Genomic DNA, 17623 nt, shown 5'->3' on the forward strand with positions numbered 1-17623 from the left:
GCGGCGTCGCGTCACCCTTGGCAGAAACGGGCACTTGTCATTAAGCTACGGCGCGCGCAACCAGAGGATCAACCAACATGACACTCCCGCCGGAAACCGTTGCCAAGGTGCAGAATGCCCTGCCCTTCGCCATGTCCTTCCTGCTGATCCCGCTGGCGATTATCAGCGCTGTCTACGGCGGTTGGACCGTGATCCTCTTGCCAGTGGTGACATGGTACATGTTCTCGATCCTTGATCTGGCGGTGGGCCTGAACACTGACAATGCCGATCTTGAAGCGACAGAAGATGACCTGTTCTGGTACCGGATGATCACGACGGCCTGGGTGCCTGCGCAATTCCTGATGCTGTTTGGCCTGATCGCTTACGTCGCGCCGGCAGAGCATCTGAACACGCTTGAAAAGCTGGCGATCTTCTTTGGCGTGGGCGTCATTTCCGGCACAGTCGGGATCAACTACAGCCACGAGTTGATGCACCAGAAAAACAAGCTCGAACGTTGGCTGGGCGACGCGCTCTTGGCCATGGTGCTGTATTCGCACTTCCGGTCCGAACACTTGCTTGTCCACCACCGCTATGTCGCAACCCCCCGCGACCCGGTCACGGCACGCATGAACGAAAGCTTCTACCGTTTCTACCCGCGCGTTTTGAAACAGTGCTTCCTGTCTGCGTGGAACGCCGAGAAGGCAATGCTGGCTCGCAAGGACCTGCCAGCCACGGACAGCTCAAACCCGTTCTGGAAATACGCCTACCTACAACTGGTGTGCTTCCTTCTAGCCTTTGCGCTTGGCGGCTGGGCGGGCGTCGGCCTGTTCATTCTGCAAGCGGGCGTCGCCATCTGGCAGCTGGAACTGGTCAACTACATCGAACACTACGGCCTGACGCGCAAACATCTGGGCGATGGCAAATACGAACACGTGCAACCGCGCCATTCGTGGAACGCCGCACACAAGGCATCGAACTGGTTGCTGATCAACCTGCAACGGCATTCCGATCACCACTACAAGCCCGACCGCCGCTTCCCAGTGCTGCAAAACTATACCGAAGCCGATGCGCCCCAGTTGCCCTACGGCTACCCCGTCATGACCATCGCCGCGATGATGCCCAAGGTTTGGAAACGGGTTATGAATCCGCGCGTTCAGAAGTGGCGGGATATGTACTACCCCGAAATCACAGACTGGACAGCCTATAACAAGGCCGCGAGATCCGCTCCCGCGCTAGTCCATCACCCAAACGGGCAGACGTTCGGCAACACCACGCACCGACTGGTCGGGCGCGCGGCGGAAACCCCCTGACGCTCCCGCAGCAGTTACAACAGCGTCGCTCACGATGGCCCGCACATTCAGCGCACGCGTCATCGCTTCAAGCCGGTTTGCCACGTTCACCGTATCGCCAAGAACCGCGAACTCCAGCCGGTTTGCACCGATGTCCCCCAGAACAACTGGCCCGTAGTGAAGGCCAAATCGTGCATCGATTTCAGGCAAGCCATCCGCACGGCGGTCAACATTCAGCGCATCCATCCGGTCCGCCATCGCCTTCACACAGGCCACGGCGCGGGCCGCGTCATCCTGCAATGGCAATGGCGTGCCAAATGTCGCCATCAACCCGTCGCCCAGGTACTTGTCGAGGGTTCCGCCATGGGCAAACACCTCGCTCTCCATCCTGGCGTGAAAGGCGCGCAGGGTCTCGATCACCTCTTGGGCCGGTCGCTTGTCGGCATAGGCGGTAAAACCCGCGATATCGACAAACAGCACCGCCGCATCATGGCTACGGATCTGGCCCAACGGCTCGTCCTTGGTCGACAACTCTTCGACCATGGTGGGGGAAAAATACCGCGCCAGGTTGGTCCGTTCGCGCGCCATTTCGGCACTGTCGAGGACAAGCATCTGATACCGGCGCACGGCCACGGCCAGGATCACAGCCACCACCAGAAAGACGACAACCTGCTGGAACCGCAAATCCCAATTGACGTTATTGGGGTCGAACGCCCGGGCCAGATCAGGATGGTTCGGAAACATCGCATTGGCTGCATCAGTCAGCTCAGGAAATGTCAGACCAAACCACCAGACACACAGTGTCCCTATTAGCCACAGGGCCATGGTCCAGTTGCCAATGGCTATGATCGTTCGCCAAGAATAGGTCAGCACACCGGCGGCGAGGATGATGAAGAAATACTGAAAAACCTCGAAGTTGTAGATCAACGCCGTCGGCATCGGTTCGCTCTGCAGCGGGTTAGGCACCAGCAGTGCAAGTGTCATCAGCAGAAGGTCCGCAAATAGCAGTGCCAACTCGGCCCGCGACTGCCCCACGCGGCCGACACGGCGCTGCGCCAAACCGACGAGAATCAGACAGAACAGCAAGAACAGATACCAGATCACGTCCCAGTTCGGGTTGAGAAAGACCAGCATTACCGCCGTCACCGACAACGCGCCTACACGCGCCTTCACCGCCAGGTCCATGCCTTCCCGCTTGTTGCGGGCCAGCGCTTCTTGCGCGTGCCGATGCGCGGGAATTTCGTCTTCGCGATCCGTGCGTTGCGGCACTGGCAACGCGCTGCTTGCATCCACCATGATCTCTGCCCTCTTTGCCTCCACCGTCTAATGTAAACCGTATTAACAAAAAAGCCCCGCCAAAAAGGCGGGGCGTAGGTGCAGTGCCCTATTGGGCCTTCAGTGAGGCCGCAGGCACCTGGCGGTGTCTCGTGAATTAGTCGTGCATCTCCGACCGGATCTGCTGGCGCAGCACGTCGATTGGCACAACCTTGCCCTCGCGTTTGAAGCACCAATAGGTCCAGCCGTTACAGCTGGGCGCGCCCTCAAGATGAGCACCGACCTGATGGATCGATCCCTTGATATCGTCGCCGATCAACGTGCCATCGGCACGGACCTTGGCCTTGTGACGCTTGTTCATGGAATACAGCTCTTCGCCCGGACGCAGCATGCCGCGTTCAACCAACTGGCCAAAGGGCACGCGCGGTTCGGCACGCTTGGAGGCGGACACGGACAAGGCTTCCTTGTCGAACTTGCGCACGGATGCGATGCGTTTCTCGGCAACCTTACGATAGGCGGCTTCACGCTCAATCCCGATGAATTCACGGCCCAGCATCTTGGCAACAGCACCGGTTGTGCCCGTGCCAAAGAACGGATCAAGCACAACGTCACCCGGATTGGTCGACCCAACCAGCACACGGTGCAACAGGCTCTCGGGCTTTTGAGTCGGATGCGCCTTGTCGCCTGCCTCGTCCTTCAGACGTTCATGGCCGGTGCAGATGGGCAGAACCCAATCGCTGCGCATCTGGATACCTTCGTTCAGGGCCTTCAGTGCTTCGTAGTTGAAGGTGTATTTGCTCGCCTCTGACTTACCCGCCCAGATCATCGTCTCGTGGGCATTGGTGAAACGCTTGCCGCGGAAATTCGGCATCGGGTTGGACTTGCGCCACACCACATCATTCAAGATCCAGAACCCTTCGTTCTGAAGCGATGCGCCCACGCGGAAGATGTTGTGGTAACTGCCAATGACCCAGATTGCGCCATTGGGCTTCAGCAGGCGGCGCGCGGCTTTTAGCCAGGCAGTGGTGAACTCGTCATAGGCACGGAACGAATTGAACTGGTCCCAATGATCGTCAACTGCATCAACTTTCGAGTTGTCAGGGCGGTGCAACTCACCCTTGAGCTGCAAATTATAGGGCGGATCGGCAAAGATCAGATCAACGCTGCCGGCAGGCAGGCTGTTCATCACATCAATGCAGTCACCCGCAATAATCTGGTTCAAGGGAAGCGCGTCGGCGCCCTTTACATGTTTCGTCATCGTCTGCCTCTGTCCTGGCGCTTTGTGCGCTCATTGGTTGCAGCCAATGTGAGTCATACCCGATTCGCCGTCAAATTCTTTTTTGAATCAGGAGCTTACGATTTTTTCTTGATACAAGATATTGTGGACGGGTTTGAAGGTTCGTCTATGGTGTGGGGTCACCCCAAGATTTTCCAATGCCAACCTGTGGCTTTTTGACGGATATCCCATGTTCGTTTCCCAACCATAGCCGGGATGCTGTTGCGCCAAATCCACCATGATCCGATCGCGACATATTTTGGCCACAATTGAGGCCGCCGCGATGCTGAACGACCGGGCATCGCCGCGCACGATCGGGGTCGCAGGTAATGTCAGGCCACGCGGCAACATGGTGCCATCAATCAACAGGTGATCAGGGCACTCACGCAACCCAGCCACAGCGCGCTCCATCGCCAGATGTGAGGCACGTAGGATATTCAGTTCCTCGATCTCATGTACGGTGGCATGGGCAACAGACACATCCGCAGTTGCCAGGATCGCCCCCCACACAGCCTCCCGCTTGCGCGCGGTCAGTTTCTTTGAATCATCCAACCCCTCGGGGATCGCACCAGGGTCCAAGATCACGGCTGCCGCCGTCACAGGCCCTGCCAATGGCCCACGGCCAACCTCGTCCACGCCAGCCACACGCCCGCCAATCCGCGCTTCCATCTCAAAGTCTGGCACAGCCTGTCCGTTTCTTTTGACCCAAAATACCACCGCCGGAGGCACAAAACGCACTTTCTGGAAGAAAGTGCAAACATCTCGTGTCGCCGCAATGCGATGCAACAAAAAAGGGCGGTGCCCGAACACCGCCCTTTGCAAGGTGGACCATGGGGGCATGGTCCATCCGCCCGCTCTTACCGACGGGCCAACTGATATCCATGACGGTTCAGGCATCGCGCCGCGTAACCCCGACGCCAGCCACGATCTGTATAGACTTCGCGGTGACATGCGGCAGGCAGGCTGCGCGCGAACTTGTAATGGTTGTTCAGACAACGCTGACCAAAGATGCGGCGATGACCGCGATCAGTGTTGAAGCTGCGCAGACATTTTTGCGGCAACAGCTTGCGGTCCACACGCTTGGGCAATGGCTTCGGATGCACCGGCGTGTGAACAGTATGACGACGCTTTTTGTCTTTCTTCTTTTCGTGAATGACGGCGCCCACGATGGCCAGACCCAACAAGGCAGCAAGCGCAGCACCAACCTCATCATCACCTGCTCGGGCAGGGGCAGCACTGAAACCTGTGATGGCAATCGCAACGGCGGCAATAGTTCCGATAAACTGGCGGTGAATACGAAGTGTCATGGGGCGTCCTTTCCAAAGTGATTTGACCGAGCAGACCAAGTAGCATCTGCGCTGGTTCAAACTTGGGGCCACCCCCGCCAGACAGGCAATAACGCCCCCTTGCTATCGAATATCAGGTATCTCAGCCCTCTGATGTTATTGAATATCTGCCCAAGTCAGCGCAGGTTGGGATCATGAAAAAGATCGCCATATCTATCGCCTTGTCGCTGGCACTGGCCGGGGCTGCTCAGGCCCAGTGCTTTGCGGACTACAAAGCCAAACAGGACAACCCCCTGCGACTGCATTATGGTGTGGCGCAAGTCTCTGGCGCGTGCAGCGCTGGGAATGCCACGCAACAACTCAGATCACGACTGGCGGCGCAGGGCTGGACATTGCTGCAGGTCCAATCTGTATTCGGCCCCGAAGGTCTCGATCAAAGGAAAGCCAGTGCAGGACAATACTACCTCCGCTTCTGACATGCGGCGCACGGGCAGCAGGCTCGTTACCCTTGGCATCGCGGGCATCCTCCTTCTGCTGGTTCTGGCCGCTGCCCTTCTCTTTTTCACCCTGCCGGATGCAGGCGCCTTTGACGCCCGTGTCGAGCGTATGTTTATTGAAAACGCCGACCTCACCAGCCAGGCCGAAATCAAGCTGCTGGAAATCCTCGCCCAGTCCGGCACCGCCTTTGCCGACACTCTGGCAAGCTACCGTTTGGTGATCTTCGTGCTGCTGGTCTTTGCCACCGCCATGATGATCGCCGCCCTCGTGTTCGTCATACTGCTGGTCGGTTTCAACCGCCGTATGGCCCAAATCGAACGGGCAGGTATCCAAGTGAACTCCCTACTGATCAGTCGCGAGGAAAACACGGTCTACCTCAACAACCTCGGCTTCAAACTTACAGACGCAGCGATGGAAACGATGTCTGTTCTGGCCGAAGCGCGAATGGACGACGATGTCCTCTCGGGCTCCGAAATCGAAGGGGTCATCTCGGGCCGCTCCGCTGCCGATTGCGAGGAAGCCGCGGGCGCCACCCGCATCAAGCGCCTGCGCGATACCCTCGGCAACCAGATCGTCAGTGAACTTCTGGTCAAGAACATCGCACGGCGCGGTTACATGCTGGCTGTCGAAAAGGACGTGATCAAAGTTCTCTGACAGGCCTCTTCATCTTGCCAAGTAAACTTCCGCCGGCGGCATACCCATCTGCCAGCGGCAGATGTATAAAATCGCGTGGCGCGTATGCGCCGCATTTCAGCAGTAGCCACCGGCACGCGCGCAGGTCTAGGGTGCTCCCCAAGACAAGGAGACCACCCATGCCCGCCCCCATCAACCCGTTCAAAGCCGCGATCAAAAGCGGCGGCACCGTCATCGGCTGCTGGCTCAGCCTCGGCGACCCGCTGGCCACCGAAATCGCGGGCACCGCCGGGTTCGACTGGCTGCTGATCGACGGCGAACACACGCCCTATGATATCTCGAGAATGCGGATGCAACTCATGGCACTGGAAGCATCGGACAGCCACGCCGCTGTGCGCGTTCCGTTGGGCGAGACATGGATTATCAAGCAGGTGCTCGACGCAGGCGCGCAAACCGTCCTCGTGCCCATGGTCGAAACGGCGGAACAGGCTCGGCAACTGGTGCACGACGTCCGCTACCCCCCGACCGGCGGGCGCGGGGTGGGCTATTCCGGCGCGCGGTGCAGCCGCTTCGGCGCAATCACCGACTACGGCCCCACCGCCGATGACCAGATCTGCCTGCTGATCCAAGTGGAAAACCGTGCAGGCATCGCCAATCTCGACGACATCCTCGCGGTCGATGGTATTGACGGTGTCTTCATCGGCCCAGCAGACCTCTCTGCAGATATGGGCCATATGGGCCAACTCACCCACCCAGATGTGCAAGCCACGATCAAGGACGCCATCGCGAGAATCGAAGCGGCTGGCAAGGCGCCCGGCATCCTCACCACAACGCCCGACTTCACGCAGGACGCTCTCGACTGGGGTGCACGCTTCGTCGCCACGGGGCTTGATCTCTTGATCCTCGCCAAAAGCCTGCGCGAGTTGGCGCAACGCTGGAAACGCTAGGACGCGGCCTTCAGCCCGACCGACGCCTGTGTGTAGCCGCCCGCAGCGCCATCGATGAAGTGCACATGGGTGTCATCCATGATGGAGGGCACGATACATGTCATCATGGCTTCGTCCTGCGTATGCATGCCGTAGCGCGCGACACCCTCGGCCCGCGCCTTGTCCAGCACATCCCGCAAGCGCGCGACCGTGCCCGCATCGCAATCAATCGTCATTTTCAGCCCGTCATCGAACTTGCGGAAATCCGCATTACCGCCCACCGTCTTGCGATAATGCGTGGGATCGAATCCACCCAGCTTGATGCCTGTCTTGATCAACACCCAGGCGATAAGCGTCTCGAACAACACCTTGCGACGCGCCGCCTTCACACCCTTGCCGCCCTGGCTTGCATGCGCCTCAAGCGTTGCCCCCACCGGCGGCCAATCCGTGCCTGGCCCTTCGGGTGGCGACGGATGGCCGCCACGATCCAGATGCGCTACCTCGGCCAGAACTGCCTCGACCACCGCACCAAAGCGCGCTTGATCCACACCCTCAACCGGCGACAAAAGCAGCGAGAGGATTGTCTCGTTCCGCGCCTTCATGTGGCTCCACCGACAACTTAAGCCTGTCAGATCCGGCTGTGTCCCCGCGGGGACAGGCGGCACGGTGTCGGCTCCTGCCTTCATCTCTGCCTCGGCCCAACTGACCCCGCCACCGGCAAACATGGCGTAATCCACTCCGTCCGATACAGCATAGCGGGCCACGGCCACCTCTGGCCCAGCGGCCCGAATGTCGGCCACGGAATACTGCCCCACACGCAGACCCATATCAAATTCGGTGCGTGCCCAGTTTTGAACTGCAGACAGCGCCCGCCCCGCCTCTTCCGCGAACTCCGGCGGGTGTGCAAAGGCCGCCCCATCCCCGCCAAAGACAAAAGGAAAAGCCCGGCCGCCAGCCGCATTCATCTGGGCCGAGATCACCGCCGCCCCAATCATGTTCACCGTCTTGTACTTGCCCGCAGCCACCGCATCCGTGGACCCCACGATGTCAGAAACACCGACCACCCAATCGTCAGGCAAAGGCGTGTAGTGGCTCAAATCAGCCACATCCGCAAAGACCGTCAATCGCGGCAGATCGTCATAAAACATCTTGTACCTCTTCCCCCGACCCTATCACGGGCCGGTCCCCACACAATGCGCCTTGCACCTCCCCGCGCCCCATGCCACGCAAGCGGCAGAAGTGAGGACCCCATGCAAACCGGATTGATCCTGCTGGCGCTGGCCTATGTGCTGAGCCAGTTCTTTCGCGCCTTCCTGGCAGTTCTGACAGGCCCGCTTGAGGCTGATCTAGGCATCACGCCCGACGTGCTTGCCACGGCCTCTGGCTATTGGTTTCTTGCCTTCGCACTTATGCAACTGCCCGTGGGCAAGGCGCTGGATACGCTTGGTCCCCGCCGCACGGGTGGCTGGCTGTTTCTGGTCGGTGGCGCAGGCGGGGCGGCCCTTTTCGCTGTGGCCAAAGGCCCAATCTTCATCCACGCCGCCATGGCCCTGATCGGCATTGGCTGCTCACCCGTCCTTATGGCCAGTTTTTACATCTTCGCGCGCGAGTTTGATCCGGCCCGGTTTGCGACGCTGGCGGCGCTGATGATCGGGATTGGCACCATCGGCAACCTGATCTCCAGCTACCCCATGGCCTTTGCGGTCGACATGATGGGCTGGCGCCTCAGCATGTGGGCGCTCGCAGCCGTCACAGCCATTGTCGCAATAGGAGTCCTGCTGTCTGTCCGCGACCCGGCCAAAGCCGACTCTGCAGGCAATGGATCCTTGTTTGACCTGCTGCGCATGCCGGTCCTGTGGTTCATCATCCCGATCATGTTCGTCAACTACGCTCCTGTCGCTGCCGTGCGTGGCCTGTGGATCGGGCCCTACCTGCGCGACGTGTTCGACCAGACGACGGCCCAGATCGGGATTGCCACGCTGGTAATGAGCCTTGCCATGATCCTCGGCACCATCGCCTATGGCCCGCTCGACCGAATTTTTGGGACCCGCAAGTGGATCGTCTTCACAGGCAATGCCCTGACGGTTGCAATTCTGGCCCTGGTGATCTTCTGGATCGACGCTGGCCCATGGACCTCGATCATCCTGTTCGCCGCCATCGGCGCACTCGGCGCGTCCTTCCCCGTCATCATCGCCCACGCCCGTAGCTTCTTCCCCCCGCACCTCACTGGGCGTGGGGTCACCCTGATGAACCTCTTTGGAATCGGGGGCGTCGGAGTCATGCAAACCATCTCGGGGCGCATCCACACGGCCACGGCAGGCGGCGATCCATCAGCGCCTTACATCGCAATCTTCGGCTTTTTTGCCATCGCGCTCGCGATAGGTGTGGCGATCTATGCACTAAGCCGTGACTCCACCGACTGACGCCCTTTCCCCCATCCGGCAATGGGTGTAAGGGCCACGCACCTACCCGAAAAGGAGTCGATTATGGGGTATCGTGTCGTCGTCGCGGGTGCCACCGGTAACGTGGGCCGCGAAATGCTGAACATCCTGGCCGAGCGCCAGTTTCCTGTGGACGAGCTCGCCGCGCTGGCAAGCCGCCGTTCGCTGGGCACGGAAGTGTCCTTTGGGGAGCAGACATTGACGACAAAAGACCTGGACACGTTCGACTTCACGGGCTGGGACATTGCGCTCTTTGCTATCGGCTCGGACGCGACCAAGAAATACGCGCCTGTTGCGGCCAAGGCCGGCTGCGTGGTCATCGATAACTCGTCGCTCTATCGCTACGACCCTGATGTGCCGCTGATCGTGCCCGAAGTGAACGCCGACGCGATCGAGGGCTACGCGAAGAAGAACATCATCGCCAACCCCAACTGCTCGACCGCGCAAATGGTCGTGGCGCTGAAGCCGTTGCATGATCGCGCTAAGATCAAGCGCGTGGTGGTCAGCACTTACCAATCCGTGTCCGGTGCTGGTGCTGCCGGCATGGATGAGCTGTGGGACCAGACCAAGGCCGTGTACAATCCCACGACCGATGTAGAGCCCGCCAAGTTCACCAAGCAGATCGCCTTCAACGTGATCCCGCACATCGACAGCTTCATGGACGACGGCTCGACCAAGGAAGAATGGAAGATGGTCGCCGAGACGAAAAAGATCATTGATCCGTCGATCAAGGTCACAGCCACTTGCGTGCGGGTGCCTGTGTTTGTTGGCCACTCAGAAGCGGTGAATATCGAGACAGAGGATTTCCTCGACGAAGACGAAGCCCGCGACATCTTGCGCGAAGCGCCCGGGATCATGGTGATCGACAAGCGCGAGGACGGTGGTTACGTCACGCCGGTGGAATGCGTTGGCGACTTTGCCACGTTTATCAGCCGCCTCCGGCAAGACAGCACAATCGACAACGGCCTGAACTTCTGGTGCGTATCGGACAACCTGCGCAAGGGTGCTGCCTTGAATGCCGTGCAGATTGCAGAAGTGCTGGGCACACGGATCCTAAAAAAGGGCTGAAGCCAAAACGCATATTGCGGGGAACAAGGGGCCAATCGGCCCCTTTTCTTTTGCCCGCCCCGGTGCAGAGTAGGGATATCAAACAAAAGGTGTCCACATGCGTTTTGCCGTGATCCTCGCCCTGCTGCCATTGCCCGCCATCGCCGATACATTTGTGGTGCAGGCTCCACCGGTTGCGGCAACCATCTATGCCCAAGGAGCCCTTGTTTCACGCAACACCAGCCTGCAATTGCCTGCCGGTCAGCACAGGCTGGAACTGCGGGACATGGACCCATCCCTGTCGCTGGATGCGATGAACATCCGCCTGAACGGGGCAACCATCACCTCACGTAGCTGGACCGCTCGACCGGACGGCCCCTATCGTGCGCCGCGCACCCCCGAATGGATGGTAGCGAAAGCAGCACTGGAAGCCGCCACAGAAGTCTTGGCCGTACTTGATGATGAGATTGCACTGGCTCAGGCCTCGGCCCAGGCGGCGCAAGATCAGATAGACTTCCTGAACGGCCTGACCGTTTCCGAGGATACAGCGACAGATGTGGATACGCTGCGCGCCATCGGGCAACTGATTGCAAGCGACGGAACCGCTGCACGCGCGGCCATGCGAGGCGCCGAGGTCGAGATACGGAAACTGCAACGCGAGCGGCCCGACCTTGAATTCGGTGTTGCCAAAGCGCAGGCGGCATTGGATGCAGCAACACCAACCAACACGGCCCCCGCGACGCTGTCCTTGAGCATCGACGTGCCTGAACAGACAGAGGCAACGCTCGACCTGTCCTACATCACAGGCGGTGTGTCATGGGCGCCCGTCTATGCCTTCGATCTGGTCGACAATACATCCCTGTCAATCGCGCGCAGTGCCGTCATCTCGCAATTCACAAACGAGGATTGGACCAACATCGAACTGACGCTATCCACGCTCGAACCCTTTGCCCAATCCGAACCCAGCCAATTGTGGCCACAGCGTCGCCGGATCGAAGACCCGGTACAGCAGAAACGTGAACTGCTGCGCATTGAATCCGACAGCGCCATGGGTATTGCCGAGCCCATCATCGAAGCGCCGGTCATCGTCCAAGAGGTGGCCTCCGCCAATTTCGACGGCATCGGGGTGACCTACACCCTACCCGCACCCGCAACGATCCGTGCACAAAGCGAAGAGCTTGAGATCGCCCTGGATACGTTAGTGATGGACGCAGCGCTGAGCGCGCGCGCTGTCCCGCGCTTTGATGATGCTGCTTTCCGACTGGCTAAGGTCACCAACACCAGCGCCGAAATCCTGCTGCCGGGGCGCGCATTGCTCTATGTAGACGGTCAGCTTGTGGGCAACACCCAAGTAAGCGCACTGCCGCCGAATGCTGAGGCAGACATATTCTTTGGCCGCATCGACGGCCTGCGCCTGACCCGTACCGTCCTCAACCGCAACGAAGGTGATCGCGGGATTATCACCCGCTCGAACGAGGAAACCGAAGAGGTGCGGATCGAGGTTGAGAACCTGACCAATCAGGCATGGGATGTGGCCGTGCGTGACGTCGTGCCCTTTTCAGAACAGGAAGACCTCGTGATTGATTGGTCTGCTTCGCCTGCGCCGAACATCAGCGCGGTGAACGATCAGCGCGGCATTCTCGAATGGCAAATGTCAGTCCCAGCCGGGCAAACACAAAGCATATCGGTTAATACGAAGCTCACTTGGCCCGAAGATAAGGTGCTGCGCTAGTAACGGCCTAATAGCGGTGATCTAGGCGGTTTCGTCAAAGTTTAGCCAAGTAGAGACCTCACTCAATCACCTGATTTTGTTCAGTGTTTGCAGGTCTTGGGCGATTTTCGACATAATGCTGGTTTCTGGAAAGGAATCGGTAATTCCGCGCTGGGATACTTACATCACCAACGGGCCCCTCGGGCCGCATACGACGCAGGACACCGCAACCCCGGTTGCCCATAATCCTGCAATCAGGGCGATGCAAAAGCGCGCCTGTCTGCAGTACATGATGCTCCATGGGTCAGTGGCAGGACGCCATGTTTAATTCGCCTGATCGATGGATGCGCGGGCTTCGGCTTTTCGCACATGCATCACAGCTTCGACGGCACTGCACCCTGTGCTGTGCCATCGAAACAAAACTTCTGCGCGGTGAAGGAACCAGTGAATGGGTGAGTGGCGTGCGGATGAGTGAGGTAACGAGTGGTTTGGGCGGTGTATCCAGTGGGAGGCACCGCCCTTTTTTTAAAACCGTTCGGCCCGTAGCACTTCGCAATCGCCCACAGTGACAATGCCGATATGACGCTCCACCACGGTAAAAGCCGCATCCAACAATGCGTCCAACCGCGCGGGCCGTATCACACAGATCACCTGCACCATGCCCGTTCCACGGCTGACCTGACCTTCACGGCTCCATGTGCCAGACTGACCGGACCCACCCAGAACGGGCAATATGGTCCATCCCGTTACACCAGCGTCGGCCATGGCATCAGTCAAACGACTCTGCATCACTTGCTCAATGATGATGGCAACGCGTTTCGCCTTGTGCGTCTGCATGGTCTATCCTCCGGTCAGCGCGCTGGCGACGGCAACATAGATCGGGATGCCCAGCGTCAGGTTGAATGGAAACGTGACCCCCAGCGACAGGGTCAAGTAGATGGATGGGTTCGCCTCGGGCAGCGCTACGCGCATCGCGGCGGGTACGGCAATGTAGCTGGCTGACGCAGACAGCACCATAAACAGCGCCACACCCCCGGTACTAACGCCCAGCAGCAGACCTGTAAGACAGCCAAACGTGGCGCCAACCAGCGGCATCACCACACCAAAAGCCAGTACACCTGGGCGCAAAACACCTGATCCACCGCGCACGCCACGCCCCGCAACCAGTCCCATGTCCAACAGGAACAGGCACAGCACACCCTGAAACGGCGACACGATAAACGCCTCGATCTTCGCCAGCCCGTCCGTGCCCGTGATCCAACCAATCAAAAAGCTGCCGACCAGCAACACGATGGACCCGTTCAACAGGATCTCGCGCATCAGCTCGGGGTCCATGCGACGGCTGTCCCCACCGCGGGAAATCAGCCACAAGGCCGACAGGATCGCTGGTGCTTCCATGGCAGCGGCAACGGCCACCATGTACCCTTCTGCCGCGATCCCACTACCTTCCAGCACAGACGATGCTGCCACAAAGGTCACGATGGAAATCGAGCCATAGTGGGCTGCCACCGCTGCTGCATCCAGGCGGCTGAGGTTCCCCATCACCTGTAGCAACCCAAAGGCCACCATGGGCAAGGCCGCCGATAACACGATCCCCGCCAAAAGCGAGGCCGCCAGCGTTCCGTCAATGCCGTGATCAGCCACGCTCACGCCGCCTTTGAAGCCGATGGCAAACAGCAGGTAGATCGACATGCCCTTGGCCACGGCCTCCGGAATATTAAGGTCGGACCGCGCCAGCGACGCGGCCACACCCAATGCAAAACTCAGAATGATGGGCGACAGCAAGTTTGTCGCCGCAAGGCTCAGGATCTGATCCAAATCTGTCCCCTCGGGTGTGCCGGCTCAGACCGGCTGGAAATCAAGTGTTTTGCCCATGAACTGCTTCAGCCCGCCCTCGGCAATGTCCGTCCAGAGACCGTGGATGCTCAAAGAGCCATTGTTCACCCGCTCTTCGACAAAGGGGAAGGACATCAGGTTCTCCATCGAGGTTACGACGGCCAACTGTTCAAGCCGTTCGGCTTTGTCTTCGGGGGTTTTCATATCGGCCACCTCGGGGAACTTCGGCCGCAGGATGTCCATCCAGCGGCCCACAAAGCTGCCCCTTTCCTCCAGCTCGGGCGCACGCCCTTCGCACATGTCAATACAGCCCTGCACACCACCGCAGCGGGAATGGCCAAGCACAACCAAATGCGCGACTTCCAAAACATTTACAGCGTATTCAACCGCCGCCGACGTGCCATGATGCTCTCCATCAGGCTCAAAGGGCGGCACCAGATTCGCAATGTTGCGATGGATAAAGAACTCGCCCTGATCCGCACCAAAGATCGAAGTTACATTCACCCGGCTGTCACAGCAGGAAATAACCATGGCGCGCGGGCGCTGCCCTTCGGTCGCAAGGCGTTTGTACCAAGCGCCATTCTCGGCATAGGTCGTCGCCTTCCATCCCTGATAGCGCTGCAAAAGGAAGGTCGGAAGCGGCTTGATCCTGTGCATGTGCGTCCCCGGTTCATCTGGTCATTGATTGTCTGGCAGGGTGACTAGCCCGAATTCTTGTCAAATTCGAGCGAAAAGACTGACCCATCATAACGATTTGGGAAGAGTGTTTGACCCATAACGGACCGAAGCCGTGGGGGCATACCGACTTTTGGGTGAGTAGAGGTGACGTTTTGTCGACAGTAACACAAATTCAGTTGCACGAATCCGTGCAAGTCAATCATGACCGCCTGAATGCGCTATACGGGGAGATGGACCCCGCCAATGCCGAAGATGTCGTGTGCCGCGCGATGGAGGAGTTGGCCCTGCGCATGGCGCATTGCGATCGGTTGTATCGCAAGGGTGAACTGGACGACCTGCGCCGCGCAGCCAAATCCATGATCGCAATTGCGGATCAGATTGGCATGGATGTGCTGGCAGGCGTTGCGGGTGACGTTGTCCGGTGTGCGAAGGCGCGGGATCAAGTGGCACTGGCAGCCACGCTTAGTCGCCTTATGCGCACCGGCGAAGGATCGTTGAGTGCGATTTGGGATCTGCAGAACATCACTTTGTGATCTGTACGACCACTTGCGGCAGCAACCAAACAGTCTAGGCTCTGCGCGACACGCTACGCAGGACCTTCACCGCCATGAACCTCAGCTTTGCCAAGCCAGATGACGCACTCCGTCCCATCCATGTTCTTGATGAGACTGGGGCGCCCGATTGGCTGGAAGAACAGCCGCAGGCTGTTCAGGATTGGGCCACGGCACACGACTTCAAAGGTGCGCTGGGACAAGCTTTGCTTTTGCCAGATGATGCAGGGGCGGTCATTGGCTACGGCAATGAAGAAACACGCGGCCGCGGCCGTTTTCATCTGGCCGCCGGGGCCGCCAAGTTACCCGTAGGCACGTACAGCCTTGTCTCCGACCTTGATGCCGACACCCTCGCCACCGAAGCCCTTGGCTGGCTGTTGGCCAGCTACCGGTTCGACCGGTACAAGGACCAACCACCGATGCGTGCCCATCTAATCGCACCGGACGGCGTAGATGCTACGCAAATAGAAGCCATCGCCAATGGCGAAGCGCTTAGCCGCACCTTGATCAACACGCCGGCCTCGGACATGGGTCCACCCGATCTGGAACAAGCCGCCCGTGACCTCGCATCCACATTCAACGCGCAGGTAAGCGTCACCGTTGGTGACGACCTGCTGACGCAGAATTTCCCGATGATCCACACGGTTGGCCGGGCCGCAGACCGCGCGCCACGACTGATCGACATGACGTGGGGCACCGCTGGCCCGAGACTCACCCTGGTGGGTAAGGGGGTCTGTTTTGACACCGGTGGGTTAAACCTGAAACCCGGTGCGTCCATGGGACTAATGAAAAAGGATATGGGCGGGTCCGCCGCCGTGCTGGGCCTCGCCCATATGATCATGGCTACAGGCTTACCAGTCCAACTGCGCGTCCTGATCCCCGCAGTGGAAAACAGCGTCTCCGGCAACGCCTTCCGCCCACAGGATATCCTGACCAGCCGCAAGGGCCTCACGGTCGAGATCAACAATACCGATGCCGAAGGGCGCTTGGTTCTCGCTGACGCATTGGCGCTGGCCGATGAGGACAATCCAGACCTCATCATCTCGATGGCCACGCTCACCGGGGCAGCGCGCGTGGCAGTTGGCCCGGACCTTGCGCCCTACTATGCCGACGACGCCAGTCTCGTCGCAGCACTCGAAGCCGCGGCCTTCGCCTCCGCCGACCCGGTCTGGCGCATGCCGTTCCACGCACCCTACGAGTCCATGATCGAACCCGGCATCGCCGACCTCGACAACGCGCCCAAGGGCGGGTTCGCAGGTTCGATCACCGCGGCCCTCTTCCTTCGCCGGTTCGTGGAGCAAAGCCGCTACATGCATTTCGACATCTACGGCTGGCAACCCACCGCTGCACCCGCCCGCCCCAAAGGTGGCGTGGGTCAGGGCACGCGTGCGCTGTTCGCCGCCCTACCAGACATGTTGAACCTGTGACGGACCGCCGAACCACCCCCGATCCACGTCTGGTGGACGGCAACAGATCGGGTCAGGTCATCGTGCCTCATGTTGATCTGCTGTCACGCCCGAATGGCCCCCGCGACCGGCAACTGATCGGTGGCGCCACGCTCACAGTGCTCGGCAACAGCGATGACCACGCCTATGTGCGCGCCGATCTCGATGGTTATGTCGGCTTCGTCCCCGCCGCTGCGCTTGGCCCTGTCACGAACCCCACACATGTCGTCACATCACCTGCCGGACACGCCTATTCAGACGCCAGCATTAAATCCTCGGAAACGGCCAACCTAACTTTCGGAACGATGCTTACGGCCCTCTCCGACACGCGAGATTTCATCGAAACCAGCCTCGGCCACGTCCCAAAATCGCAAATCTCGCCTGCGCCCTACACGGCAGATGCCATCCAGACCGCACGCCTTTTCCTCGGGACACCCTACCTCTGGGGCGGCAACACACGGTCCGGCATCGACTGTTCTGGCCTCGCTCAGATCGCGTTGACCACCGCGGGCATACCCTGCCTCGGTGACAGCGACCTGCAGGAAAAAGCCTTCAAAGACGCCACGGGGCCATACGCACCCGGTGACCTGCTCTTCTGGAAAGGACATGTCGCGCTTGTGACCAGCCAAACCCACGTGATCCACGCGAACGCCTTCCACATGAAAGTAATCGAAGAACCCATCGCTGACGCCACAAATCGCATCGCGCAAAAAGGCGACGGAGATATCACCAGCCACAAACGCCCCTGATTT

The 17623-nt window shown here is 59.6% G+C and carries 18 protein-coding genes; 10 read left to right on the top strand and 8 right to left on the bottom strand.

What is annotated here, in order from left to right; genetic code table 11:
* Positions 1-77: 77 nt before the first annotated feature.
* Positions 78-1289, top strand: a complete 1212-nt coding sequence (locus tag ACZ1HN_RS03065; RefSeq protein ID WP_472726442.1) for an alkane 1-monooxygenase — start codon at positions 78-80, stop codon at positions 1287-1289.
* On the opposite strand, the gene ACZ1HN_RS03070 is transcribed toward ACZ1HN_RS03065, so the two are convergent.
* From ACZ1HN_RS03070 to ACZ1HN_RS03085, 4 genes are all read right to left on the bottom strand, one after another.
* Positions 1212-2564, bottom strand: coding sequence for an adenylate/guanylate cyclase domain-containing protein (locus ACZ1HN_RS03070; protein WP_472726443.1), 1353 nt, complete (start codon positions 2562-2564; stop codon positions 1212-1214). The genes ACZ1HN_RS03065 and ACZ1HN_RS03070 overlap by 78 nt on opposite strands.
* 136 nt (positions 2565-2700) lie before the next feature.
* Positions 2701-3801 (bottom strand): DNA methyltransferase, encoded by a 1101-nt coding sequence (locus tag ACZ1HN_RS03075; RefSeq protein WP_472726444.1) that lies wholly within the window; start codon positions 3799-3801, stop codon positions 2701-2703.
* An 87-nt stretch (positions 3802-3888) separates the two neighbouring features.
* Positions 3889-4488, bottom strand: coding sequence for a ribonuclease HII (locus ACZ1HN_RS03080; RefSeq protein ID WP_299601138.1), 600 nt, complete (start codon positions 4486-4488; stop codon positions 3889-3891).
* 188 nt (positions 4489-4676) lie between these two features.
* The gene (locus ACZ1HN_RS03085) at positions 4677-5126 is read right to left on the bottom strand and encodes a hypothetical protein (RefSeq protein ID WP_299202932.1); all 450 of its coding nucleotides are present in this window, start codon (positions 5124-5126) and stop codon (positions 4677-4679) included.
* A gap of 173 nt (positions 5127-5299) precedes the next feature.
* Between ACZ1HN_RS03085 and ACZ1HN_RS03090 the strand changes: the two genes are divergently transcribed.
* The 3 genes from ACZ1HN_RS03090 (at position 5300) to ACZ1HN_RS03100 (ending at position 7183) form a co-directional block, all read left to right on the top strand.
* Positions 5300-5581, top strand: coding sequence for a hypothetical protein (locus tag ACZ1HN_RS03090; protein ID WP_299202935.1), 282 nt, complete (start codon positions 5300-5302; stop codon positions 5579-5581).
* Complete coding sequence (locus tag ACZ1HN_RS03095; RefSeq protein WP_299700892.1) at positions 5553-6257, top strand: winged helix-turn-helix domain-containing protein; 705 nt, start codon at positions 5553-5555, stop codon at positions 6255-6257. Before ACZ1HN_RS03090 ends, ACZ1HN_RS03095 begins: the two co-directional genes overlap by 29 nt.
* Before the next feature lie 158 nt (positions 6258-6415).
* Positions 6416-7183: an HpcH/HpaI aldolase family protein gene (locus ACZ1HN_RS03100; protein ID WP_472726445.1), complete on the top strand. Its 768-nt coding sequence runs from the start codon at positions 6416-6418 to the stop codon at positions 7181-7183.
* On the opposite strand, the gene ACZ1HN_RS03105 is transcribed toward ACZ1HN_RS03100, so the two are convergent.
* On the bottom strand, positions 7180-8310 hold the full coding sequence (locus tag ACZ1HN_RS03105) for a DUF3095 domain-containing protein (RefSeq protein WP_472726446.1): 1131 nt from the start codon (positions 8308-8310) through the stop codon (positions 7180-7182). The genes ACZ1HN_RS03100 and ACZ1HN_RS03105 overlap by 4 nt on opposite strands.
* Positions 8311-8412: 102 nt before the next feature.
* Here ACZ1HN_RS03105 and ACZ1HN_RS03110 point away from each other — a divergent pair, with 102 nt between their 5' ends.
* The 3 genes from ACZ1HN_RS03110 to ACZ1HN_RS03120 all read left to right on the top strand — a co-directional run bounded on the left by ACZ1HN_RS03110 (position 8413) and on the right by ACZ1HN_RS03120 (position 12382).
* Positions 8413-9585 (top strand): MFS transporter, encoded by a 1173-nt coding sequence (locus ACZ1HN_RS03110; RefSeq protein ID WP_472726447.1) that lies wholly within the window; start codon positions 8413-8415, stop codon positions 9583-9585.
* Between the two features lie 63 nt (positions 9586-9648).
* Positions 9649-10671 carry an aspartate-semialdehyde dehydrogenase gene (locus ACZ1HN_RS03115; RefSeq protein WP_299553607.1) on the top strand — a complete coding sequence of 341 codons (1023 nt, stop codon included), beginning with the start codon at positions 9649-9651 and terminating at the stop codon, positions 10669-10671.
* Positions 10672-10768: 97 nt separating this feature from the next.
* On the top strand, positions 10769-12382 hold the full coding sequence (locus ACZ1HN_RS03120; RefSeq protein ID WP_472726448.1) for a DUF4139 domain-containing protein: 1614 nt from the start codon (positions 10769-10771) through the stop codon (positions 12380-12382).
* A 504-nt stretch (positions 12383-12886) separates the two neighbouring features.
* Here ACZ1HN_RS03120 and ACZ1HN_RS03125 read toward each other — a convergent pair.
* From ACZ1HN_RS03125 to ACZ1HN_RS03135, 3 genes are read right to left on the bottom strand one after another with little or no spacing between them, the layout of a single operon-like run.
* The gene (locus ACZ1HN_RS03125; RefSeq protein ID WP_472726449.1) at positions 12887-13198 is read right to left on the bottom strand and encodes a P-II family nitrogen regulator; all 312 of its coding nucleotides are present in this window, start codon (positions 13196-13198) and stop codon (positions 12887-12889) included.
* A gap of 3 nt (positions 13199-13201) precedes the next feature.
* Entirely contained in the window at positions 13202-14179 is a 978-nt protein-coding gene (locus ACZ1HN_RS03130; protein WP_472726450.1) for a sodium-dependent bicarbonate transport family permease, read from the bottom strand.
* 24 nt (positions 14180-14203) lie between these two features.
* Positions 14204-14854, bottom strand: a complete 651-nt coding sequence (locus tag ACZ1HN_RS03135) for a carbonic anhydrase (RefSeq protein ID WP_299202962.1) — start codon at positions 14852-14854, stop codon at positions 14204-14206.
* A gap of 209 nt (positions 14855-15063) precedes the next feature.
* Here ACZ1HN_RS03135 and ACZ1HN_RS03140 point away from each other — a divergent pair, with 209 nt between their 5' ends.
* From ACZ1HN_RS03140 to ACZ1HN_RS03150, 3 genes are all read left to right on the top strand, one after another.
* Complete coding sequence (locus tag ACZ1HN_RS03140) at positions 15064-15408, top strand: hypothetical protein (RefSeq protein ID WP_299700877.1); 345 nt, start codon at positions 15064-15066, stop codon at positions 15406-15408.
* 74 nt (positions 15409-15482) lie between these two features.
* On the top strand, positions 15483-16853 hold the full coding sequence (locus ACZ1HN_RS03145) for a leucyl aminopeptidase family protein (protein WP_472726451.1): 1371 nt from the start codon (positions 15483-15485) through the stop codon (positions 16851-16853).
* Positions 16850-17620, top strand: coding sequence for a C40 family peptidase (locus ACZ1HN_RS03150; protein ID WP_472726452.1), 771 nt, complete (start codon positions 16850-16852; stop codon positions 17618-17620). Before ACZ1HN_RS03145 ends, ACZ1HN_RS03150 begins: the two co-directional genes overlap by 4 nt.
* Positions 17621-17623 lie beyond the last annotated feature (3 nt).

Source organism: Tateyamaria sp. GN1-10, assembly GCF_055693845.1.